Here is a 23,907-nt window from a genome sequence, read left to right as displayed (position 1 = left end):
ACGGTGTTTCTTTTTTTTTCGTATAAATACTGTATGAGTATGATTTTTATCTAAATTATAAATTTCATTATATAAAATTTTTAGTTATATTTATGAATATATTAATCCTAGCTTCAACACACATGTTTCACAAAATTCTTATGAGTTCCCTCTTATTTCTATGATTACTTTTAAGCATGTCATCATCATATGCTGCTAGTATAGCTGGAACTTTAAGTATTAAAGAATCTGAGCTTAGATTTATAGATTTTTCTCGATATTCAGAAGTAGAAGAGCTTTTTGATACAGGGGAACTTATCATTGATTTTGAATCTCAAACACAAACTAAGCTCAATAAAAATTGAAAAGTTTTACAATTTGAGAGTCCAAACTGAGATCATAGTGGAACGTGAGTCATTTCTGTTGCTTATAAAAATATTCAAAGAAAAATCTTGGTTGATATTAATATCAAACAGGAGTCCACTACATCCCTCATTTCTCAACGTTCATCATCGGATTTTTCAAATATAAAAGATTACAACATTTTTTCTAAAATGCCCTATCATCGACTCCAGGAAAGATCTCTCTCATGTGAATCATCAGCTACCTCAGATGTACTATCATATTTAATGAGTAGCAAAGTAACAGAGTTATCAGTAATAGAAAAGCTTTGAAAAAGTGATTTTTACAACAAACTTCCAGTAAAGCGTGACGTATGAACTGTTTGGTGAAACCCAAATAAGTGATTTGTAGGATATATCAACTCAACATCTTGAGTGACAGCGAAACAAAAACTTATGACTTGATATGGTGTTTATGAAGCTCCAATAGCATGAGTGTATAACGACTATTGATTTAAAACTAATATTATAAATTGAGAGAACCACACTGAGAATTATTGAGAAACAGAGCAACTCACTCAAATATTAACAGAACTGGCTTCTGGAAATATGGTACAACTTTGGTGAGACTGGTGTACCATTCCAAAATATGAAGATGGTGATATATCAAATCTCAGTATAACTAATTCAAAAGCACGAAATTGAGAAATAAGTGGTAAAAATGAATGTTATAATGTCTTACAAGACAGAACTCTTAATTGGTCGTATGTAAATGAAGTTGGGGAATATATTTCTCATGAATGACTTGATGGTCAACACGCTTTTATACTCTTAGGATGGAAGTGAGATATAACTAATCCCAGTCATGTGAGAGTTTGGGACACCAACACATGATATCATGAGTATCAGACTATTGAATGGCTTAGAAAATGGAAAGCTATGGATTACAGAACTGTAATTATAGAAAGTATTCAAAAAAGTAAGACTTAGGTCTTACTTTTTTTATTATTATCTAGAATGGAAGATCTTCAACTGATACTTCATCTGTATTTGAGTTATTACTTTGAGAATTTCCAGAATTATTATTTGAATTTTCATTGTCTCTCGACTCTGGTGACCATTCATTAAGAGTGAAATAATGAGTATCTCCATATTGTCCTGGTTCTTTTCTCTTGCTCATCGTCATATTTACGTATCATTTTTCATTTGCGAATGCTTGAAGTTTTTCAATATTTACCGAAATATTGAAAAATTCTCAAAATTGTCCATTTACAGCCTTGCAGCTCGTCCCATCTATATACGTTTTTGCCATTTCAAGTATTATTAATTGCTATATTTAGTATACGAGATTATGTATTTTTTTTAAGATAAATCAATTTTTTTCCATTATCTTTTGCATTTTAAATGAAAAATATTAGAATAATGCTCGATTAGTTAAGAGTAAAATTTTAATTGATACACATTTAATTTTTTGACTCTATAAATATGGAAGGTACAATAAAGGTTCTCAAAGCAGGTTTTGGTTTCATAACTGCAGAAGGACAATCAGGTGATATGTTTTTTCACGCTAAGAACTTAGTAGGAATGGAATTTGACTCTCTTCAAGAAGGGATGACAGTTCGATACGAAGTTGGTGAAGGAAATAACGGTAAAGAACAAGCTCTCAATGTAGAAGTTGTTCAAGATTAATTTTCACCCGAAAATACAAAAAAGGCATTGAAATTCAATGCCTTTTTTGTATGCTTACATATATACTTTCTAAACAAATATTATGAAATATCTTATGAGTGTATTTTTACTTGCTAGTATAATATTTATTACTTGATGTAATAATAATGACCCGGAAAAATCAGTTAGTACGAAAAGCAATGGAAGCTGAGAGATTGAAAATAAAGGAATTAACGAAAATAAGTGAAACTTACAAGAAGAAAATAAAAGTGTAAACCAAGACGATATTACTATAAGTCCATGGATAGAATGACTTGATACACCTTGGGAACTCGTATTTGTTGATAGTGATACAGCTCTTGTCACTCAAAGAAGATGAGTAATATCTATTATAAAAAATTGAGTCCTTCAGAGTGATCCATACTGGGAAGCTCCAAGTACAGAGTTTTGAGAGTGAGGACTTATGTGACTTGAAAAAGACCCAAATTATGAAAATAATTGATTTCTTTATACGATGTATGGAACAGACAAAGATACCAATATCGACTGATATATTACAAAAGTAGTAAGACTCAAAGAAAATTCTGCTGGAGAATTAGAAATCAATAAAATACTCATTGATAATATTCCTGCTGCGAAATATCATGATTGAGGAAGAATCAAGTTTGGTCCAGATGATAAGCTCTATATCACTACTTGAGATGCTACTAATCCTGATTTAGCTCAAGACCTCAATTCCCTCGCTGGAAAAATACTCAGAATTAATTCTGACTGAAGCATTCCAAACGACAATCCATTTGAAAACTCACCAGTTTATTCATATGGTCACCGGAATCCCCAAGGACTCGCTTGGAACGAAGCATGAGACTTATTTATGTCAACGCATGGACCAAGTGGAGAGTTTGGACTCACGGCAAAGGATCGAGTAGATTATATCACAGCTTGAACAAACTACGGGTGGCCTGAAGCTTATGGACCTGACCAATGATTTCCTAATCCTCTTGCCTATTGGCCTGATACAGCAACACCTCCAGGATGAATGGTATTTTGGAATGAAAGTCTCTATGTTGCAACGATGAACTCAGAAACACTCGTCAAACTTGATATCGAGAATTCTCAAGAAACGTATAAACTCATTAACGAAGAGAGGTGGTTTGAGTGAGAATATGGAAGACTCAGAAATATAATAGAGTGACCCGATAATAATCTGTATCTCATGACTACGAACGCTGATGGAAGAGGGAGTATTTGACCGTGAAAAGATATAATATATAAAGTCAGTATTAAATAATAATTTAAATAGTAACTTACTAATGTCATACATTTTAAGTATAAAATATATATGCTTTATTTATTAATTATTACTTATGTCGCACACTACAAATAATTGAAAATGGAATACATATTCAAAAAGAGTTCAAGAAGAATATCCTGAAATCAATCATGACGAACTTCATGCAACTGAGGGATGGTATGATAAGATGGCTCACCTACTCATGGAAAAATATGGAATGACTCATGATGAAGCAATGGAAAAAACAAAAGAAATTGCTGAAGATGTAGATTACGATGAAAACGAAGTTGATAATGATAAAATTAGATCATTTAAACTCGATACAAATCCTAATCACACTGGTGAGATGACTGATATATTATAATATTTCATACATAAAAAAATACTTTCAATATTGAAAGTATTTTTTTATGTAGTTTTTTAATATGTATGCTTTTTATCTTTCATTCTCACATGAGGATTGTCATCACTATGATCATCTTGATCATCGGCTTCGACGAGCTCATTATGAGAAAGTATAAATTCTTCTCCAGAATCTTGTTCTATAAGATATGCTGGAGCATCAATAGTTGGATTTCTGTGAAATTCTTGTCCTTCTATTGTTCGGGTAAATTCTTCTATAAATACATCTACGATTCTCCCTCTCATTTTTTCATTATCATGTCTCATCCAATTCACATACTCCCCTTTTTGTAAATTTTTCATATATGTTGTATTAAAAAATATAATACTTTAAATATAAGCAAGAGATGTATGAGAAGTGAAAATAATAAATGAAATAGATTATTTTAAAATTATTATTATAATTAAGAACAAATTATTGCTAGTTAGTTTAATATAAATGTGAGATTGTAATCTCTAAACTTTATTTTGAGTCATAACGTAGTGCTCTATGAACAAAGAATATTTCAATTTTTGTTTTTTTTGTTTTCTGATTTATTAAATGAGTTACTAAAATTCGAGAATACGGGCTAAATACATACTCCGCATAACATATTTTTATTTGAATGTAACTATTACAAGAATGAAAATTACAATATTGATTCCAGCATACAATGAAGAACAAACTATTAAAGATAGTGTTTTATCTTGTTTACATCAAACAAAGAAAGCGCATCATATAATAGTAGTGGATGACTGAAGTACTGATAAAACAGGTGAAATATTAGATTCATTCTGAGACACCATAACTGTATTACATTTAAGTAAAAATACGTGAAATAAAAGTATTGCTCAACAAGTTGGATTAAAACAGATAAAAGATAAAGTTTTTATAGCGACGGATGCTGATACGATACTAGATATAAATTTTGTGAAAGAGATAGAAAAATCCTTTAGAATTGATAGAAAAATAGTTGCTGTATGTGGCTATGTTAAAAGTATAAAAAATAATTGGCTAACAGCCTGTAGAGAGCTTGAATATATTATATGACAAGATTTACATAAATCAGCCCAATCTCATGTAAATTCTATTCTTATACTTCCCTGATGCTGTACAGCTTACAAAACAAAATTTTTTAAAAAACATATAACTTTTGATCATGATACGATAGCTGAAGATTTAGATTTTTCTTATAAAATTAACAATTACAAGAAAAGTAGATATATCAATTTTAATAAACATGCAATCGTTTACACCCAAGATCCAAATACAATTTATCAATATATTCATCAGTTACGCAGATGGGCTGGATGATGATGGCAAAATTTAAGAAAACATGTCCCAAACGTTAATAAATTGCCATTTATATTTGAAATAGCTATTTTGTATTTAGAATGAATTATTTATTCTATAATAATATTTATATTACCTTTTATAAATTTAAGATTATATCTAGTATTATTATTACTCTTCTTTATATATTCGATATCATTAGGAATATATGGAGCCATAACAAGAAAAAGAATTGATTTATTTTTTTATTCATTCTTTTTAATCATTCCAACAACTATTAATTCTTATATTTTTTTATCAGAATTTTATAAGCAAATAATTAGAAATCAAAAAATTTTAATTTGGTTTAAGCCACAAAGAAGAAAAATGTAATTTAGTACTAATTTAAATTATTATGAATTTCAATTGAGCTCTATCACTTATATATCATTCAATAATATTAATAGTTCATTGGATTATTAAAAAACCAATGCAATTTATCATAATTTTATTAGTATTTACTTTCTTATTTAATGGATTTATTTTTATATCTAGTAGAAGCTTAAAAGATTGAAATATTCAATATATGCAAAATTTACACTTTTGTGCAAGGAATGAAGATATTGATCCAAATAAAAAATATATTATCCTCCGATTAGATGATGTTCAATCATATTATCTAAAGGAACTTACAATCAAGATGTTAAATGAGTGAATCAGTAGAAAAATGCCATATACTGTAGGTATAATACCACTTAACCTTACTGAAGATCCAGAAATGACAAGATATCTTAGGCAAAATAAGTGTAGCATTGAAATAGCTCAGCATGGTTTTAGTCATAGATCAGATATTGCAGAGTTTGAAGATTTACCCGAAAGTGTTGCAAACAAAAAACTCAATCAATGACTTGAAATATTAAATAAAATCTCAAATCATGAGATTATTACTTTTATTCCTCCAGAAAATAAATATTCTACTTGAACCGTGGAAGCTGCAAAAAAAAATAACTTTAATATTATTTCATGAGAATGAGACGGTTTATTTGACTATTCAGCAACGAGTTTTAATTTTGATACAGATACATTAAATCCAGTAGATGTAGTAATTGATGCATCTAAATCAGATGCAGAGCTCAAATGATTTTCTATTATCATGCTACATCCACAAGATTATATAGGGGAAGATGGAGAAGAAGATCCCATAAAATATAAGAGATATATTGAATTGTTAGATAAATTGGAAAGTGAATGATTTGCCTTTACAACTATGCATGATTATTATAATTTTATAAGAAAGACGTGATGAGAAGATGTCTTTTATGATTCTGAAATAAAAAAAGATAAAAAAAATATATTACCAGTCGTGAGTAACGATGTAACTAGCAGCTGAACAGAAATTATTAATAATGAAATCACAAAAAAAAATTACTTAAAAAAATCTAAATTAATTAGTATCCCCAGATGGATTAATAACTATAATTATATCTCTGCTAAATATCTTATTTTACAGTGAAATATAAGCGAAGATAATGTTGAAAATGTTTATATAAATGAATATCAATTGGCTGCATTTAAATCCTGAGATAGAAAATTTACGTATAAATTAAATACTCATTTTTGAAATTTGCAAGAATGAGAAAACACATATAAGATCTATTTCGAAAAAGCTTGAGTAAAGACTTTTAAAGAAAGCATTGTTTTTTATTATAGCCAAGACAGAGCTCAATATGATAAATATACCGAAAAGTTGTTAACTAGACTTAATAATGAAGCCATAGATACTATTTCTTCACCTAAGTATTAAGAGAATTATTTATTTCCATGTAATATCTGTATTCGTTATTGTTTCAAGCCATGGTCATTTCCAAACACAATATTCAGGAACAAAACTCCAATCTACCAATCAACTACTATTTATACCTAAATATTAAGAAGCATGAGGTGATAAATCTATTCATGCTTGTAATCAAAAAGTATTTTTTGGCTCAGAATTTCAAAATACGTAGTTTACATCATCCGTGCTTAATGGACCTACATCCTCCCATTGAGCAAAGACGGTTTTTCAATTATGACTTATTTTGACCCATCTATTTTTTACTATGGATTCATTATTTTTCCATTCTTTTGATTTATACCAAGGAATGTCTTTACTATTAGCTTTTCTCACTCAGTTGTCACCAAAGTCATTATATGGCAATGCAAAATAGTAAGTATTTTCAATTCCTTGTTCCAAATGTTCTACCCATCTTACATCCCAAGCACTCACATTATTTGTAATATATGCATTTGATGAATTAGCCTCTTCTCATATCCAAAATACTGAAGCAGTTATATTATTATGTGTTGGATAGTAATTATTACAGGATCTGACTTTTAATGCTTCATTAACATCAATAACAAAATTTTTAAATTCACTTGTATATGCTTTATTATTTAAAAGTACATCTATACGACTTACTATAACTTCAAGATTTAAATTATTTTCTCTTCCTAAAAGAATAATTTTATTAGTTACTTTTCTGACTAAATCATTATAGTCGCTCGTTTGAACTGATGATGAAAAAGTATTTTGAAATAAGATTCAAGATAAAAATAGTATAAAAATAAATTTTATGATTTTTAACATTTTTCTAATTAATTATAATACTATATTTTACTCTTTTTTTTTATTTTTAAAACATTTTATACCTTATAAAATAGAGTAAATTATTTTCTTTTAAAATAAAAAATACCAATAAATTTTTACACTATATTCTTTTACAAAAATTAATAATTAATATTTTTAAGTTAAATTTTGCACTATAATAAACGTAATGTACATAAAGTAAGTTAGAATCATCACTATTCACTGCCATTTTTCTATGACATATTTTTTTCATACGAACATAAACCCAAAGAGTACAATAGTGACAAATATATTCATAAATACATCAAGATTTGAAGTCATTTGAAAAGGAAGTGGTTGCACAACTGCTGTGATTCCTAGTATCCAAAATACATTAAATATATTACTCCCAATAACGTTACCAATTGCAATATCTGTTTGTTTCTTGAGAGCTGCTACAACGGAAGTTGCAAGTTCTGGAAGACTTGTTCACACCGCTACTACGGTGAGTCAGATGACTGCTTCACTCATTCAAATGAGGGTAGCCAACTGCACTGCTCAATCTACTATCCATTTCCCCCCAAGTGTCAGACCTATGAGTCCTAGAGCTATATAAATTGAAGATTTCCAAACAGGGAGAATATCTATATTCTCAGGATTGACTTCCTCTGGACTATTTTTTGCGATTCAAAAAGTATACACTAAAAATACTACAAAAAATGTTAAGAGAATGAATCCATCAATACGAGAAATAATATTTCAGCTTCATCCATCTACAAATACGTCATTTGCAACAATAGATACTATAATAATAGCCAGTAAGGCAAAAGGAATTTCTTTCCAAACGGTTGATTTAATAGCTTTGAGTGGATAAATACAAGCAGCTACTCACAGTATAAGCAAAATATTTGCTATATTACTTCCAATAATATTTCCTATAGCTAAGTCTGTTTTTCATTGAAGCGCTGAGAATATATTTACCGCAAATTCAGGAGCTGACGTTCCAAATGCGACAATCGTCAGTCAAACTACTATAGCTGGTATTTTATAACGTAATGCAATAGAAGAAGCCCCAGAAACCAGTACATCTGCCCCCTTAATAAGTATAAAAAATCCGACAAAAAATAGAATATATGTAAGCATAAAATACGTAAAAAAAATAACTCACGAAGTATATCAAACTGATAATGAAATGCAAAAATTCGATTAAATACCTAATGTTTTAATATTCGTACTCATTAAAAAAATATGCTATTATTTTACAGATATTTCTAATTATCACAGACAAAACAGGAGGATTTAATATGGCCGATACTCAGCACAAAGGAAAAGGTCTGATTGAGACATTGTATCTCAAAGGTCTTGTCCCTCGTCCTTGAAACTTTTCGCTTTGTAACAAAAAGGTCGGCAGTATTGCCGACCTTTTACTGTAAAAAAAATTAAAGTTTTATCTTTCCCATACATAATCTAAGGTATGTTGATAGACTATAGGATTATCTTTTTGAGTATCTTCTCCTTGGATTACTATCCATGATGAAGATTGTTTTTCAAATATTGCTAAAGGATTACATGAAATCGTGGAATCTATGGTATCACAATTTAATAATGCTCTATACAAATTGTGTCAGTCTTCATAATCCACGTAAGCATGATGAGTTGATGTAAAACCATATCAGTCAGCAAACCATGTACCATTTACTGGTAAAATAGAAGAATACGGAGTGATGATTTCTGTAATATGTTGATTTACATAATCCATAACATCTTGATAAGAAATTTCTGGGATTATGTATTGAGGATCTAGTACAGTAAAGCCGATTATATTACTCTGCTTTCCCCATGGTGAGGTATAAATTTTATATTCTCATGGGATTAAAGTAAACCAAGTGCTACAGGTGAGACCACTATATGAAGTGTCGCTTTGACATAAGGGAGATTGTAAAGTAATGTGGAGAATATTTGAAGTTGATGATGAATCTCAATATATAATTCATTTAATCCCTTGATTATCTTCAATCCAAGCATTTTTATCTCATTCAAAACCTGAGAAGTTACAGCCCTTTATGGTAAGTTTTGCATCAATAGTACCTGAATAGGCAGAAATAGAAGTAATCACAGGAATACCTCACACTTCATCTATACAAGCAGTTTGTAAATCTGGTGTTATATCAATAGCATTAGATCAGAGAGAAAAATTCATCCTCGAGTTCAAGCGGTATTATAATCTGTATAGAGTTTATCCAATACTCTATTTTGTATAGCTGCTGCTATATATCAAACTCTCCAATCCTCATACGAATAATCTTTAGAAAGACCTCTCGATTGAAAAATCATTTTCAATGCTTCTGCTTTTGATACACTATCATCTGGTCTAAAGAAAGAATTGGGAGCAATAAAACCTCTTGATAATGCAACTTCTGCATACTTACATCCCCAATCAGATTCTGGTAAATCAATAAACTTTCCGGTACAAGTATTTCAAACTTGTACAAGAGACATATTTATCATAACCTTAAGTATTTCTCTTCTCGTAATAGTAGCTCCTAAATTATATGCCTCGGGAGTACCCGATTGGTCGACAATGATTCAAAGAGAAGATAACGAATTTGCAGCATCCGTTTCTGTAGAGACTCCAGCATGTACTGTTAAGAAAATTGAAAATAAAAGAGTCGTTAAACTGAGTGTACTAGCAATTTTCTTAATTATATTATTCATAATCATAATTAAAAAGTATAAAGCTATTTTCCACTGTGGTTTATAGTATGTATATCTTACTTAAAAAAACAGAAATTACTATACGATAAAAAAGCAGGTTTGAAAACCTACTTTTTCGCTTATTTATCGGACTCATTCCTTGTGAGAAAGAGATAAAAATCATATGGTGGAGCAATAGCTCACACTTTGAACATATAGAGGCTTTTATGAAAAGAAGTCCTCTTAGAGTAGCTAAATGATTAATGGCTTTTTATAGAAGTGAGTTTGACTGAAGTGAGAAGATACTTTGAAAGCTCTCCCGAGAAGAGAGGCTTTTATATGAAGTAGTATAGTAGTACAAATAAAACTATAGTATTTATATATAAGCTAACTATATATGAACACTTCCCTACAGGCTAATGATTTCGGTTAATAGAGAGAAAGTAAATGCTTACAAATTGCTTACTAACAAATGCTAACTAATGTTAACCTTTATTGATAAATAACACCCTAACAAAACCTTACCATGTGAAGATATTACTACTGACAGTGAAGAGATAGTGTAGAAGACTATTCAAAGACTCTTAGTATTAAATTTCTTAAAAAGTACTGATACTTAGATGCTTGAGTAGATTATAAAAAATGAGGGCTTTATTGGAAGCTATGATGAGAGGATAATTGAAATATATGAATAGAAGTAAATAAATGAGAAACTTCTTGATATATAAGAGTTACTTTCACTCAAACAAATAGAGATTGAGAAAAAAAGTCTTTTGATTATAAAATCTCCCTTGTATCTACTCTTTGTAATTACTGAGGAGTCAGATGGTGGTTCTTATGTCCTTGTAAAGAAAATAGATGCTCTATACTCTACCTACAAGGGAATTGAATATTTGCGAGTAGAAAGACCCTTAATCTATGCTACGACGATCAAAAGAAAAGTAAGAGATACAGGTATATGTGATATTTGATGTGAGATGCTTTTGTAAAAATAGAAGTTATAAGAAGAACTATGAAATACCCTGTAAGAAATGGGAAACTCACAAAGAAAGCTCAGAGAATACTTAAATTAAAGCAAAAAATGCCTTCAAGAGAAGAAGTAGAAAATATGAGTAGTCTTTTATGATGGTAAAAGTTACAGACTAATGATTTCGGTTAAAACTTTTCATTAATCTTTAAAGCTCGTTATATTACTATTATAATATTTATATAAATATAAAATATGAGTCCAGCACAAATACAACTTTTTCAATTTGAAGAAGACCAAAAACATTTCGCAAATCTAACAACTATAAATATAGATGGTGATATTTGGTTTGTTGCAATTGACGTTTGTAAATTACTTGAAATTCAAAATGCAACCATAGCTATACAATGATTAGACGAAGACGAAAAGCTGGACTATGTATTACATAGGTCAGGTCAGGAACGTAATGTGAAACTCATTTCTGAAAGTGGATTATATGCTTTGATTTTTAAAAGTAGAAAAGAATCTGCGAAAACATTTAGAAAATGGGTGACTAAAGAGGTAATTCCATCCATAAGGAAAACCTGAGCTTATTGAATTAATAGGCTTGAGACTCCCAATTTTGTAGTACGTTTTAATGATAACTGGGATAGAACAGAAAGGGGTTATTTTTCTGTTATTTCTGAACTCTTTATAAGACTGTATGGACAATTTGAAAGAATTTGATACCAAATACCAAATAAGGCTTTAAATAACAAAGAGATTAGACCTGATAATTCAGTATGAAGATTATTTTCTGATTACTTAAAGAAGAATCATCCTGAATTTTCAAATAAATATAAGATGTACTCTCATAAGTTTCCTAATGGTACAGAATTTGACTGTAAGCAATATGAAAATGATGTACTACCAACTTTTATCTATTATGTAGATAATATATGGATTCCAGAGAAATGAACTTGATATTTTAAAGAAAGAGACCCTTTAGCTTTACAATATATACCTAAGCTTTTAGTTCCCTGAAAAATATTAGTAGAAACTGAAAAAAATATCTGAATTTAATTAAAATCTAAAATATAAATAATTATTTGATGACCCGATTTAACTTAGAGCTATTTTTAATAATATCTTGATTTATACTACTATTATTATCGTTATAAGACGTTAGGTAAAAAGACTGTAAAATTAAAGTATTGTTACCTAATTAAATGTATGTTAAAGTCTAATTTTAGGATTGTTTTTGCACTAAATGTTAGTATATTTATATAAATAATATAATACTAAATTTTAATAGATAAAATTTAATATTGAATTTTACAAAATCCAATATATAGTACCGAAGAATTTTATACACGATATATATCCAAATATGAACCCCCTTGTTTCATCTAATATAAAAGAAAGTAAAAAAAAGGTAATATTTGCACTTGAGAATTATCCAATTAATTTTAAAAAGCAACCTAAAGATAAAGATTGGAGATATAATACTCTTTCGAACCCTAATGCCAACATAAAAATTGCAACAATGTTTTCTTGAATCTGAGCAATTGAACATTCATTTAAGAGGCTTTGAGTAAAATCAGAAATTGTTTTTGCAAGTGATATAGATAAATTTGTAAAAGAAAGTTACTTTACTAATTATGGTATAAACGATAGTCAATGGTATGATGATGTTAATGACATTAAAGGTAAGAAATATAAATGAAAAATTGATTTACTAGTTGGATGAAGTCCCTGCCAATCATTTTCTATGGTATGAAAAAGAAAGTGATTTGATGATACGAGAGGGACTCTATTTTATGAGTTTGCTAGGGTAATAAAGGAGAGCCAGCCTAAAATATTTATATATGAGAATGTTAAATGACTTATTAACCATGATAAGTGAAACACCTTTGAGGTTATGAAAGCTACATTTGATGAACTAGGCTATAAATATAGCTATAAAGTTCTAAACTCCAAAGACTACTGAATACCTCAACATAGAGAACGAATATTCGTAATATGATTTAAAGACCATAAAGTTGATTTTACTTTTCCAGCTCCAATTAAACTTGAACATTCTATGCAGGATTTTTTAGAAGATTATACTGATTCTAAATATTACCTAAAAGAGAAATGAGTTAAATTTGTAACAAGTTCTAAGAATAGAAAAAAAAGATATACACAAATAAATTGAGATATAGCTATATGTCAGAAGGCAAATCAACAATATAATTGGCATTGAGACTTTGTATTTGAAGAGGCAAATGAAAGTTGATTTGATGATTTTATTTTTAATATTAATGAGGTTGAAGAGAAATACTATCTTTCTGAAAAAACTAAGAAATATGTTTTGGCTTATTGAACAAAAAACTTTAGAACAAATAATAATTCCACTGACCTAGAAGTAGCAAGACCACTTTTACAGAGTATGCATAAAATGCATCGAGCTTGAGTTGATAATTATGTTACTCACAATAAATGAAAAATAAGGAAACTTACTCCTAGAGAATGTTTGAGACTAATGTGATTCTGAGATGATTTCAAACAAAATGTAAGTGATACTCAAATGTATAGGCAAGCTTGAAATAGTATTGTCGTAGACGTTTTAATCGCTATCTTATTAGAAATAGATATTACTAAGTATTCTGAAAAAAATGACTAATTATCAAAAATTACGCATAGACTGAAATGATTACTATGTTATTGATTCAATACAAGATTTGAGAGCTGAAGATAGTTTTATACATAGAAAAAACAAGCTTGCTCTATACAAGTGAAATTGAGAGGCTAGAAAATATGTAGGAAGCTATAAATGAGATAGCTGAGATAGATTAAGCACTTTTTTTGAATATAAAAAATGGTGACAAGGAAAAAATGAAGACTGAGAAAGAGAGTATACTCAAATCCAAAATAAGTGTTTTTTTAGTAAAAATAATTTATTAAAATATCTATACGACTCAAGAATTGAATATCAACAACAAGAACAATTTTACAATCAAAATATTTCTGAAAATTATAATCAATATTTTGAAGAAATTAATAATTTAGAATCTGAAGTAAATTGATTTCAGATATATGATGTTTCAGATTTCTTAGATAGTTGAAGAGACAGATGATATATTCGCTCAGATGATAATATATGGAAAACTTGGAGGAAAATAATCCTACCAAAAATTAGTTACTTATCTATACTAAAGCTAATTCCTATTGATTCTAACAATGGCACTGAGCCTCTATACTACTTCAGAATCCTATTAGATTATAATTTCAGGTCTATCACTCATCCTAAAATTACCGAGTTTAGTGAAGAGATATTAGAAGAGGAAACAAAAATTACAAAAACTAAAAGAGTAAAATCAAGAGAATGACAACAAAAATATAGAAAAGAGGTCATTGAATATATGCCCCAATGTCCATTCACTTTGATATCGGATGAAAGATTACTTATTGCAAGTCATATAAAACCATATAAAGCCTGCGTTAATGAAAATAGTATGATAGAAGCTAATGATTATTTAAATTGATTAGCATTTTCTCCTACCTATGATAAGCTATTTGACCAAGGTTATATTACTTTTACAGATCAATGAGATTTAATATGTTGAACATTATTAAGTAAATACACATGGGATAAATTAAATATTAATCCTAATATTAAAAGGAATGTTAGAATATTTCCAGAGAAACGAGAAAAATACTTAGATTATCATAGAAAGTTTGTTTTTCAAGACAACTTCAATGAATTGACACTATAGTAAGCTATGATAACAAAAGAAGATGCTCTAAAAAATATTGAAGACTGATTTGAAGAACTCAAGCAAATCTATTCTCATTACTCTTCAAAAGATGTATGAGTGATGCTAAAATCTCAATATCACTATATTATATTTACAAATTTCATCAAAAATTGATGGGATATTAATAGCTGAGCAGAAATATACAATTTTCTAGATTTTTTTTGATTAAATTTAACAAATAGAGATAAATTAGTTTTCTTTTATCTAAACTTTCATTTCTATTGACTATGATACTTTGAATTAACAGGTAATAAATCTATAGAAAAATATAATATAGTAGAGTTATTTCAAAATGATATATATATAAAGCTGAAAGAAAAAGACTTAGAAAATGTTTGTATCATACCTGCAAAATGTATGAACCATAAGAAATTTTATGAAGATTTTTATAAATGATATATAGAGGGATTTTTTGAAACTATTTATTTTACATATTATGACAATGACCTAATTGATTCTAAGTATAGATACGATAAGAAGATTATTATAAATACTATATCTTACCTGTATAATGTCTTATGAGATGAATTTGAAATAAGTAAGGAAATGTTTCAAAAGAAACAAGAAATTTCATTTATGGAGTTTGTTATATGCTATAGCTTTCTTTGATTTATAGAAATAACTGGGCTTTCAACTGTATATGAAGAAAATACTAAGTATTGAATAAGAATCCTACCTGACTTTAAAAAAATATTAGATGAAATAGAAGAGAAAAGAAGTCTAATTCTAGATAAAGTATTTGATGAAAAATATAATGAAATAAAGATAAAAAAGCAGAAATGAGAAATAAGCTTTATAGAGTGACAAATCAATATATATTGAGACGATACAAAGTTTGTAGACTTAAAAAAACAATATCCTTTCTCTAAAATTGAAACTGATATTCATAAATGAAAAATCAATAAATATAGCATTAAAGAAAAGATAAAATTGAAAGGAGGCAAAGAGTAAATATAATATATTTACCTACTACCATATAGGACTTATTACTGAAATCAGAACTACTCTTTTACTATAAAGAGCCTATGATGAAGTAAGAGATTATGTCTTCACAAAATAGTGAAAGCACTTCTGTCTGAGAGATTCTTTATGAACTCCTTGGAATATTCCAAGAAATAGATAGAAACGAGAAAGAAGCTGAGTAATCAGCTCTTTTTTTATTGTATAAATGTTCAAATTGAGTAAAATATATTATATATTCCTATACCTATTTTGAACATATGAGCGATATAAACTATATAATTTATTGCAGGAAATCTACTGACGAAAGCTCAGACAATCAAAAGCAGTCAATACCTGACCAAATACGAGCTTGCGTTTCATATGCTGAAAGAGAGGGGCTGACTATAGTAAGTAAGCCAAAAGATTTTTCACTCTTTGAAAGTGAATCTGAAGTATATAAAGAGGATAATGAAGCTGACTTAGTAAATAGAAAGACCTTTCAAGATACAAGGCATTTATTCATTATAAAAGAGCAAGAAACAGCAAAAGTCCCATGAAAACGAACGAAATGGAAAAACCTCATAAAGAAAGTGAAAAGCTGAGAGATTAATGGAATCATAAGCTACTCTCCTGACAGACAAGCAAGAAATATGCTTGAGGCTTGAGATATCATTGATTTACTCGATCAAAACAAGCTTAAAATCAATAGAGAGCAAAGTAAAACCGTATTATCCGTAAAATACCCTAACTTCCATTATGAAGATACAGCAAGTGGGAAAATGATGCTCTGAATATGGTTTGTATTCTCTAAACAATATAGTGATAAACTCAGTGACGATATTACAAGATGAAATGATAGTAAGGTAGCCTCTTGAAAAGCTATAGGAAGACATAAGCCGTGATACTTTCAAAACGAAGATGGATTTCACGAACCCCATGCTGAATACTTCCCTCTTATTAAAGAGGCTTTTGATATGAAACTAAATTGAGAAGTAGAATCAAAAATAAAAGATTTCTTAGATGCAAATTGATACACTAGATATTATATAAAAGCTTGAGAAGAAAGACCTATTAGTAAAACAATGCTCAATAAGATGTTTCAAGATGAATTTTATTATGGAATGTTTATAAATTGAGATACCGTCACTGATTTAAGAGAGACTAATAAGTATTACTCCCCTGTTATTACTGAAGAGCAATTTCAAGTCCTACAAGAGAGATACTATAAAAATCCTACTGTTATTAAAAAAAGCCGTACAAAAGATATATATGAAGATATTAAAGTTTTTGATATAGATTTTATAAAAACAGAAGATAATTATGGTTTTACTTTTTCTCTTCCGAATAAGAAAAGATACTTTGATAAAATTGATGAAGCAAATAAGAAATGAAAACTTCTTAAACTACAAGATGTAGTAAGTCCATCGCAAATAAACTATAGATGTGCAAATACAGCCTCTAAGAGTCACAAACTCAGTGTTTCGTTAGAAGATATAGATAATAAGATTATCGACGTACTATGAGGCTTTAAGGTATCAAAAAAGCAGTTTGATGAATATGTAGTTACTATAAATACTAAATTAGAGGATATAACTCTCACTACTAAAGATAAAATACAAAAGAAACAAGTTGAAATAGGACGTATTAAAACAAGAAAAGAGAAATATATTCAAGCTAATATGTCTAAAATAACAGATAATGAGGAAAGAAGTATCTATGAAGCTACAAGAAATGATTATGATTCTAAAATAAAGTTTCTCAGAAAAGAAATAGAAGCTCTCGATGAATGAGAGAGAAATGAGATAGTAGAACTTGAAGTGTTTATTGATATATTAAACAATGCTCAAAGCTATTATAAAAAAGCTAGTTATGTTCAAAAGAGGAAAATTGCTAAATTATTGTTTTTGAACATACAAATAAACAGCAAAAAAGAGCTTCAAATACAGGTAAAACCTGAAGTCGAAACTCTATTCAATCCTATTTGGTGGAGCTAGTGGGATTTGAACCCACGTCTTGGGAGGCCAGCTCGTACGTCTACTATCATAGTCTGTTTTAGATACTCCCCTTCAAACGAGAAAACAGACAAAGCTGAAGAGAGAAACGTTTTGAGTTGCGAGACGAGAGCTAAAATATTTTTAAAATACTCAAATCACGGTTTAGATTAAAATAATTCATACAATGTCTCCTAAACGCAAGTTTGTATAAATGGTGTGGCAGGCAATCGCACTCATCTCCTAAGAGAGGCCACGTTTTACACTATGCAAATGATAGTGAAGGAGTAGTTGAAGCTTTGAAAGCAGCAAGACCTTTAGCAATTCGTGTTCCGTTTAAGGATGAATGTGTTGATTTCGGAAGTCACAAACATCTCCCGGATAGCAATAGGAGTCTGACGAATTCTCCCAATAGAAACCAAGAATAGCCCCATATACTTCAAAATAGAAGTGAAGAGATTATATGCTTTTAGACTAAAATGTAAAGTTTGACTCTCTTATCTAAACTTGGCAACGGCAAGTTCAAAATAGGGAGGTATAATGAGTCATAGTTGAAGCATAGCAGTTTCCACAACTGATTTGTCTCACAAATTTTCGAGACTCGTGATTTCCCTTCCTTCTATCATTCCTGAGGACTTTATTTCTCTAAAGGTATGAAATGCCTCGTCAAGTGACCTAAAACTTCTCCTGTGAGATTTTTGATGTGTATCTTCTCTCTCTTCTGGCTGATAGTTTTTCTCTGGAACTCAGATATTTCTCCCTATTGTGTTCAAAAACTTAAGAAATCTTGCATCCGTCATTCCCTCTCACTCAAAGAAATCTACATCAGTGGCTATCATAACTTTAAAACTATGTTTTTTGAGTAAAAATCAGAGTCAAAGTGCTCACATTTGATATGAAAATGAAATATAATTCTCTAAACTTTTTTCAGTCATACTCGCTACTTGCTCATTTAAGAGAGTTACTGCAAAAAGTGGATTGGATTCCCAAACTCTATAGATTCATCAGATTTTTGAACTATTGTAATGATCTAAAATATCATAATCATAAGTTTCTAAGTCTTTTGATAATTCTTGCGTTTCATCTCATTCAACAATATTTTCAATATCATCAGATGTAGTATTTTTATTTTTTTTGAAAGTTATGGTTCAAAGAAGTATCGAGAGAAAAGAGAGTGATTTTGCACTCATATTCTTCTGCTCTAAATTAAGAAATTCAAGCGCAAGCTTTAAGATATACTCATTTCTTTCATGAACTTTCAAAGCAGCGTATTCCTCTTGGTGAGCAAATAGGTATTTTCAGAGTCAATATCATAGTACGAGATTTCATGATGCTATTTCAAATGCTCAAGATTCTAGAAGTATAGAGTAGCTTTTGTACTCTAACGTGTAGAGGTCAAAGAGACGAGATTCAAGTTTTGAAGAAAAAATATCTTCAGAGTCTCGAGTAATACTAGAAATGAGATGAGTATAGAGAGATTTTGATGCTCTATACTTTTGTAAAAATAGAATAATACTTCAAATATTTTTATTTTTTGAGAGTAAGGATTGAAAGGACGCAGAAACAATTTCCTTGTCTTTTTGAATACTCACAGGAGCATATTGTAAAAAATCACCATTCACTTGTACCATTTCTAGTACTATATCCCTATCTTGTTGTAAAACTGATGGGAGAAACTGATAGAGAGCTATATCTTTATTTTTAATATACTCAAGTGCGAGTTTTTTGTGAGCTGTATTTCCAAAGTTAGCAAGTACATGAGATATCTGAGTTTTAATATCTGAATTCTCTATTTCTGGGAGCACTCGCATAGAGAGTATTTCATCAATTTGTTCGATGGTGCTGAGATTTTCAGACTTATTTTTTGAAGTAGATTTTTGCATAAGCTAATTTTTTTATTGTCCTAAAATCCTTTTAGCTTCATCATATCCGATTTTCATACAGTGTTTGTACTTATAAAAATCTAAAAAATCTACATCATCATATTCTGGACGAATAAGTTGTACGGTTTTGCTACAATTTTTGAGAGACATTTCTTCATTATGCAAAAATCAGATGTTACAGGCTTTTGTGAGATAGTTCTTGGTAGATTTTGTGGTAAAATCTGGGGTCAAAGTTGTGGATACTGCAATTATATTATCTCAATCAAGTACTGAAATTGGAAGATTTTCAGTGAGCATTCCATCCATATAATGCTTGCCATCTATAATATGGGGAGCAAAAATACCAGGTACGCTCATACTCGCTCGTACCGCATCTACAATAGATTCGTCGTGAAACACAACTTTCGTAGAGTCATCAAGTCGGGTGGCTATTATCTTGAGTGGTATTTTTGTACTACATACTTTAGTTTTTCCATATACTTCTGCCAACTTTTTAAATATTCTTACTCCTGAGATCATCCCTTTTGAAAACGAAAAATCTATGAGTTTTCTGTACGAAAATTCTGACTCTATAAAATCATAAATTTCACTTGAGTTCATTCAAGTTGCGATTCAAGCTCCAATTATAGCTCAAATAGATGTACCAGAAACTTCGACTATTTCATATTCGTTCTCTTCCAAATATTTCAGAACTCATATATGTATATAACCTCTCGCACCTCCACCTCAGAGGCACAGTGATATTTTTTTATTTTTTTCTCACATATTATTTTTTAGATTGGAGCATATCTATGGTGTCTTTTTGAATAAGATCATAGTTTTTTTCTTTACGTATAGAAAGTATCTGATGGCTATATTTTTTTCAGACTCTTATTATTTCATTTTTCTCTTTTTTAGCAAGTTGAACCCCGTCTTTTTTATGTTTCTTGAAAAGCTCTTTGATAAGTTCTGGAGTCATTTGTTCTCCTGATCTTCTATAATAAAAGTACATTACATATATTTTTCACAGTGCGTAGGATACTCCAAAACTTACTGGTGCAAATAGAAGTCACCCAAATCAAGGGAGCAGTATCTTTACGGCTGTTCCAGCTCATTGGAGTGCAAAAAATGAAACTCAAAGAGGAGTAATAAGTTCTGCAAATATTTTTGAACTCTCTTTCAGATTCACCTCTAATTCAAATCGCTCAGAGATTTTGAGTATCATATAGAGGTGCGTCGCAATGAGATTAAAGTTTTCTAAAAATGGAATAGGTTGAATAGAAAGTACCGCAGCCACACACGAAGCGCGAAATATAATATCATCACAATTTTGAAAATCCGTATTTTCACTATGATGCAAGTGATTAAGCTCTTGTTCGCTCACTGGAGTAAGTGAATAAATACTCGTTTTTTCAATACTTCCGTGAAAACTAAAATCTCAAATAAAGGTAGAAGAAACTACGCTTGGGAGTTTGTGCCTCACTTCTTCACTGCAAAATATCTTTCCAGCTGGAGTGATATCCATAATTCTAGAGCCCATATTTATAGCCTCTCCAAAATAATCTTTGAGATTCAAACTTATATGTTCAGAGATATGCCCATAGGTCAAAGTAACACGAAGAGAAATCTTTTTTAGGTCAAGTTTCTGAGTTGTGTCATACTTTTGAGACACCTTCACAATCTCCTGAGAGAACAGAGTCGTATCGTTTACGTTATCAGAGAGGGCTAAATACGAATCCCCAATACTCTTAACAAGTGTAATATTATGCACTTCTGCTGAAGAAGTAATGATAGACTCAAATTTCGTAAGAATCTGGCCTATTTGCGTATCTGTTAAGAGAGAATTTTTATATGTAAAATTCTTCAAATCAGTGAATATAATAAATTTTTTGTTTTCCATACGTTTATTCTAACATATTGACAGGAAAAAATGCAAGAAAAAAGGAGTAAAATATTAACGTCTTTTCCCTGTTTTTTTAGAATTTTTAAGATCAAGAATTGCATCTCTCAGTTCTGCTGCTTTTTCATATTCCATATTTGCAGCAGCTATATCCATCTCAAGCTCCAGTCGTTTTATTTCTTTTGGTATAAGCGTAGGATCTCACGCGAGCTCTCGTTTCTTTTTATTACTCGCTATTCCTATTTCTTTGATAGAACTATACACCGTTTCAGGATTCATACCAACTCTCACATTGTGTGCGTGTTGAATCGATCGTCTATAGACGGTGAGATCTATTGCTTTTTTCATAGCTTGAGAGATAACAAGTCACTGATTATTTATAAATTTTCATTGATTGAGGATTCTCAGATTATCATCAAAAACTTCATATTCTTCTTTTTTAGATTCATAGTTTCGTATTTGCTCGACATACATCGTGACTTCACCATGTACATTTCTCGCAGCTCGACCAATTATTTGAATCAGCGCTGATTCACTTCGTAGAAATCCTTGTTTATCCGCATCCAGTATCGCTATTTTTGAAACTTCTGGAAGATCAAGTCCTTCTCGCAACAGATTCACTCCAACTATGACATCTATTTTTCATTCACGAAGTTCTTTGAGTATTTCAAGTCGCTCTAACGTATCAACTTCTGAGTGGAGATATTGAACTTTAATACCATTTTCGTTCAGATACTCTGTAAGTTCCTCACTACTCTTTTTAGTAAGCGTTGTTATTAGCATTCTCTGACCTGCTGCAATTACTATTTGCAAGTTCTCCATAATATCATCTACCATGAAATCCATAGCTTTCACTATAATATTTGGATCAAGAAGTCCTGTTGGTCGTATCATCTGGGGAACAATTCGCTTATTGTCTTCAGATTTCCAGATTTCTCCACTCGCTGGCCTAAATTCATAAAATGTTTCTGCTATTTTAGGAGTTTTTGAACTGTGGAGAATTTCAAATTTTCACGGAGTCGCTGAAACTGCGATGACTTGTCAGAGTTTTTGCTCAAACTCGTCAAACTTGAGTGGTCTATTATCCATTGCTGATGGAAGTCTAAATCCATTTTCAACAAGATTTTCTTTTCTACTTCTATCCCCTGCATACATCCCTCCAACTTGAGGAATAGTCATATGTGACTCATCTATAAAGGTAATAAAATCCTTTGGAAAATAATCAATAAGCGTTTGAGCTGGATCACCAGGATTTCTTCAGTCTAGATACCTCGAGTAATTCTCTATCCCATTGACATACCCTACTTCTTTCATCATCTCTATATCATACTCTACTTTTGCCTTGAGTCGTTCGTATTTCACGATCTGATGCGTTTCTTGAAAATACTCAAGACGCTCTTTAAGATCAGCTTCAATTTGAGGAACCACTCGCTCAAGAGTCCCTGCTGAAGTTACCGTATGTTTGGCTGGAAATATCTCAATTGATTCGTGTGTTTCATATACATGACCCGATATAGGATGTCGAGAAGATATCTGGTTCACTTCATCTCCCCAAAATTCAATAGTATACACAAACTCTTTACTGGCAGGCCAAATCTCTAAAATATCTCCAGAAACGATGAAGTTCCCAGACCCAAAATCTGCTCACGCACGTGTAAACTGTATACTCACGAGTTTCTTGAGTAAGCTCTCTATACTATAACTCTCCCCTACTTTAATTTGAAATATTTGATCAACGTAGCTTGATATATCTCCAATACCATAAATACAACTCACTGATGCCACTATGATAACATCCTTTCGACGAAGTAAGTCCTGAGTCGCAGCATGCCGGAGTCTATCTATTTCCTCGTTAATCGTTGCTTCTTTTTCGATATAGGTATCTGTTTTAGAGACGTAGGCTTCGGGTTGATAATAATCATAATACGAAACAAAATAATGCACTGCAGCATCAGGAAAAAACTCTTTAAATTCTTGAGCGAGTTGAGCTGCAAGCGTCTTGTTATGAGCGATAATCAGAGCTGGTTTTTTGAGTTGTTGTATCACATTTGCCATTGTAAAGGTCTTCCCACTTCAGGTCACTCACCAGAGAGTTTGCCACTGATGTCAGACATCAATATATTCCTTGAGTGATTTGATAGCAGAAGCTTGATCTCAGGCTGGAGAATATTTACTTTTAAGATTAAAAAGATTTTTTGACATAGCATTTTGAAAAAATATATCCGCGGATT

22 protein-coding genes and 1 other RNA gene are annotated in these 23,907 nt (G+C 30.3%); 12 read left to right on the top strand and 11 right to left on the bottom strand.

Annotated elements, in window-relative coordinates:
• The first annotated feature begins 92 nt into the window (after nt 1–92).
• A complete protein-coding gene (locus tag GW846_02225) occupies nt 93–1,310 on the top strand; it encodes a hypothetical protein (GenBank protein NDK09570.1) in 1,218 nt (405 codons plus the stop codon).
• A 22-nt stretch (nt 1,311–1,332) separates the two neighbouring features.
• Here GW846_02225 and GW846_02220 read toward each other — a convergent pair whose 3' ends face one another.
• Entirely contained in the window at nt 1,333–1,632 is a 300-nt protein-coding gene (locus GW846_02220) for a hypothetical protein (GenBank protein NDK09569.1), read from the bottom strand.
• 173 nt (nt 1,633–1,805) lie between these two features.
• On the opposite strand from GW846_02220, the gene GW846_02215 reads away from it, so the two are divergent.
• From GW846_02215 to GW846_02205, 3 genes are all read left to right on the top strand, one after another.
• Nucleotides 1,806–2,009, top strand: coding sequence for a cold shock domain-containing protein (locus GW846_02215; protein NDK09568.1), 204 nt, complete (start codon nt 1,806–1,808; stop codon nt 2,007–2,009).
• A gap of 82 nt (nt 2,010–2,091) precedes the next feature.
• Nucleotides 2,092–3,279, top strand: coding sequence for a PQQ-dependent sugar dehydrogenase (locus GW846_02210; protein NDK09567.1), 1,188 nt, complete (start codon nt 2,092–2,094; stop codon nt 3,277–3,279).
• Between the two features lie 76 nt (nt 3,280–3,355).
• A complete protein-coding gene (locus tag GW846_02205) occupies nt 3,356–3,646 on the top strand; it encodes a hypothetical protein (GenBank protein NDK09566.1) in 291 nt (96 codons plus the stop codon).
• A gap of 56 nt (nt 3,647–3,702) precedes the next feature.
• On the opposite strand, the gene GW846_02200 is transcribed toward GW846_02205, so the two are convergent.
• Nucleotides 3,703–3,987 carry a DUF2945 domain-containing protein gene (locus GW846_02200; GenBank protein ID NDK09565.1) on the bottom strand — a complete coding sequence of 95 codons (285 nt, stop codon included), beginning with the start codon at nt 3,985–3,987 and terminating at the stop codon, nt 3,703–3,705.
• A gap of 319 nt (nt 3,988–4,306) precedes the next feature.
• Between GW846_02200 and GW846_02195 the strand changes: the two genes are divergently transcribed.
• Together GW846_02195 and GW846_02190 are read left to right on the top strand one after the other, a co-directional pair.
• Nucleotides 4,307–5,329 (top strand): glycosyltransferase family 2 protein, encoded by a 1,023-nt coding sequence (locus GW846_02195; GenBank protein NDK09564.1) that lies wholly within the window; start codon nt 4,307–4,309, stop codon nt 5,327–5,329.
• A 193-nt stretch (nt 5,330–5,522) separates the two neighbouring features.
• Nucleotides 5,523–6,740 (top strand): DUF2334 domain-containing protein, encoded by a 1,218-nt coding sequence (locus tag GW846_02190; GenBank protein NDK09563.1) that lies wholly within the window; start codon nt 5,523–5,525, stop codon nt 6,738–6,740.
• A gap of 123 nt (nt 6,741–6,863) precedes the next feature.
• Here GW846_02190 and GW846_02185 read toward each other — a convergent pair whose 3' ends face one another.
• The 4 genes from GW846_02185 to GW846_02170 all read right to left on the bottom strand — a co-directional run bounded on the left by GW846_02185 (nt 6,864) and on the right by GW846_02170 (nt 10,256).
• Nucleotides 6,864–7,562, bottom strand: coding sequence for a hypothetical protein (locus GW846_02185; protein ID NDK09562.1), 699 nt, complete (start codon nt 7,560–7,562; stop codon nt 6,864–6,866).
• A gap of 156 nt (nt 7,563–7,718) precedes the next feature.
• Nucleotides 7,719–8,684, bottom strand: a complete 966-nt coding sequence (locus GW846_02180; protein NDK09561.1) for a calcium/sodium antiporter — start codon at nt 8,682–8,684, stop codon at nt 7,719–7,721.
• A 304-nt stretch (nt 8,685–8,988) separates the two neighbouring features.
• Complete coding sequence (locus tag GW846_02175; protein ID NDK09560.1) at nt 8,989–9,741, bottom strand: hypothetical protein; 753 nt, start codon at nt 9,739–9,741, stop codon at nt 8,989–8,991.
• Nucleotides 9,705–10,256 carry an S-layer homology domain-containing protein gene (locus GW846_02170; GenBank protein NDK09559.1) on the bottom strand — a complete coding sequence of 184 codons (552 nt, stop codon included), beginning with the start codon at nt 10,254–10,256 and terminating at the stop codon, nt 9,705–9,707. The genes GW846_02175 and GW846_02170 overlap by 37 nt, the downstream gene beginning before the upstream one ends.
• A gap of 505 nt (nt 10,257–10,761) precedes the next feature.
• On the opposite strand from GW846_02170, the gene GW846_02165 reads away from it, so the two are divergent.
• From GW846_02165 to GW846_02140, 6 genes are all read left to right on the top strand, one after another.
• Nucleotides 10,762–11,367: a hypothetical protein gene (locus GW846_02165; protein NDK09558.1), complete on the top strand. Its 606-nt coding sequence runs from the start codon at nt 10,762–10,764 to the stop codon at nt 11,365–11,367.
• A 90-nt stretch (nt 11,368–11,457) separates the two neighbouring features.
• Nucleotides 11,458–12,264: a hypothetical protein gene (locus GW846_02160; protein ID NDK09557.1), complete on the top strand. Its 807-nt coding sequence runs from the start codon at nt 11,458–11,460 to the stop codon at nt 12,262–12,264.
• A gap of 307 nt (nt 12,265–12,571) precedes the next feature.
• Nucleotides 12,572–13,846 (top strand): DNA (cytosine-5-)-methyltransferase, encoded by a 1,275-nt coding sequence (dcm, locus tag GW846_02155; protein NDK09556.1) that lies wholly within the window; start codon nt 12,572–12,574, stop codon nt 13,844–13,846.
• Nucleotides 13,839–14,939, top strand: a complete 1,101-nt coding sequence (locus tag GW846_02150) for an HNH endonuclease (protein ID NDK09555.1) — start codon at nt 13,839–13,841, stop codon at nt 14,937–14,939. The genes dcm and GW846_02150 overlap by 8 nt, the downstream gene beginning before the upstream one ends.
• A 6-nt stretch (nt 14,940–14,945) precedes the next feature.
• Nucleotides 14,946–15,932 (top strand): hypothetical protein, encoded by a 987-nt coding sequence (locus GW846_02145; GenBank protein ID NDK09554.1) that lies wholly within the window; start codon nt 14,946–14,948, stop codon nt 15,930–15,932.
• Nucleotides 15,933–16,201: 269 nt separating this feature from the next.
• Nucleotides 16,202–17,917 carry a recombinase family protein gene (locus GW846_02140; GenBank protein NDK09553.1) on the top strand — a complete coding sequence of 572 codons (1,716 nt, stop codon included), beginning with the start codon at nt 16,202–16,204 and terminating at the stop codon, nt 17,915–17,917.
• Here GW846_02140 and ssrA read toward each other — a convergent pair.
• The 5 genes from ssrA to uvrB all read right to left on the bottom strand — a co-directional run bounded on the left by ssrA (nt 17,906) and on the right by uvrB (nt 23,878).
• Nucleotides 17,906–18,346: a transfer-messenger RNA gene (gene ssrA / locus GW846_02135) on the bottom strand. The two genes, GW846_02140 and ssrA, sit on opposite strands and share 12 nt — an antisense overlap.
• A 65-nt stretch (nt 18,347–18,411) precedes the next feature.
• Complete coding sequence (locus GW846_02130) at nt 18,412–19,797, bottom strand: DUF4116 domain-containing protein (GenBank protein NDK09552.1); 1,386 nt, start codon at nt 19,795–19,797, stop codon at nt 18,412–18,414.
• Between the two features lie 12 nt (nt 19,798–19,809).
• Nucleotides 19,810–20,562: a hypothetical protein gene (locus tag GW846_02125; GenBank protein NDK09551.1), complete on the bottom strand. Its 753-nt coding sequence runs from the start codon at nt 20,560–20,562 to the stop codon at nt 19,810–19,812.
• A gap of 1 nt (nt 20,563) precedes the next feature.
• Nucleotides 20,564–21,676: a hypothetical protein gene (locus tag GW846_02120; protein ID NDK09550.1), complete on the bottom strand. Its 1,113-nt coding sequence runs from the start codon at nt 21,674–21,676 to the stop codon at nt 20,564–20,566.
• Nucleotides 21,677–21,730: 54 nt separating this feature from the next.
• Nucleotides 21,731–23,878, bottom strand: a complete 2,148-nt coding sequence (gene uvrB / locus GW846_02115) for an excinuclease ABC subunit UvrB (GenBank protein NDK09549.1) — start codon at nt 23,876–23,878, stop codon at nt 21,731–21,733.
• Nucleotides 23,879–23,907 lie beyond the last annotated feature (29 nt).

This window comes from Candidatus Gracilibacteria bacterium (assembly GCA_010119145.1).
In the GTDB taxonomy this organism is placed as follows: domain Bacteria; phylum Patescibacteriota; class Gracilibacteria; order BD1-5; family UBA6164; genus JAACSU01.
Note: the sequence above shows the minus strand (reverse complement) of the source record. Positions and strands in the feature narration are given on the sequence as shown.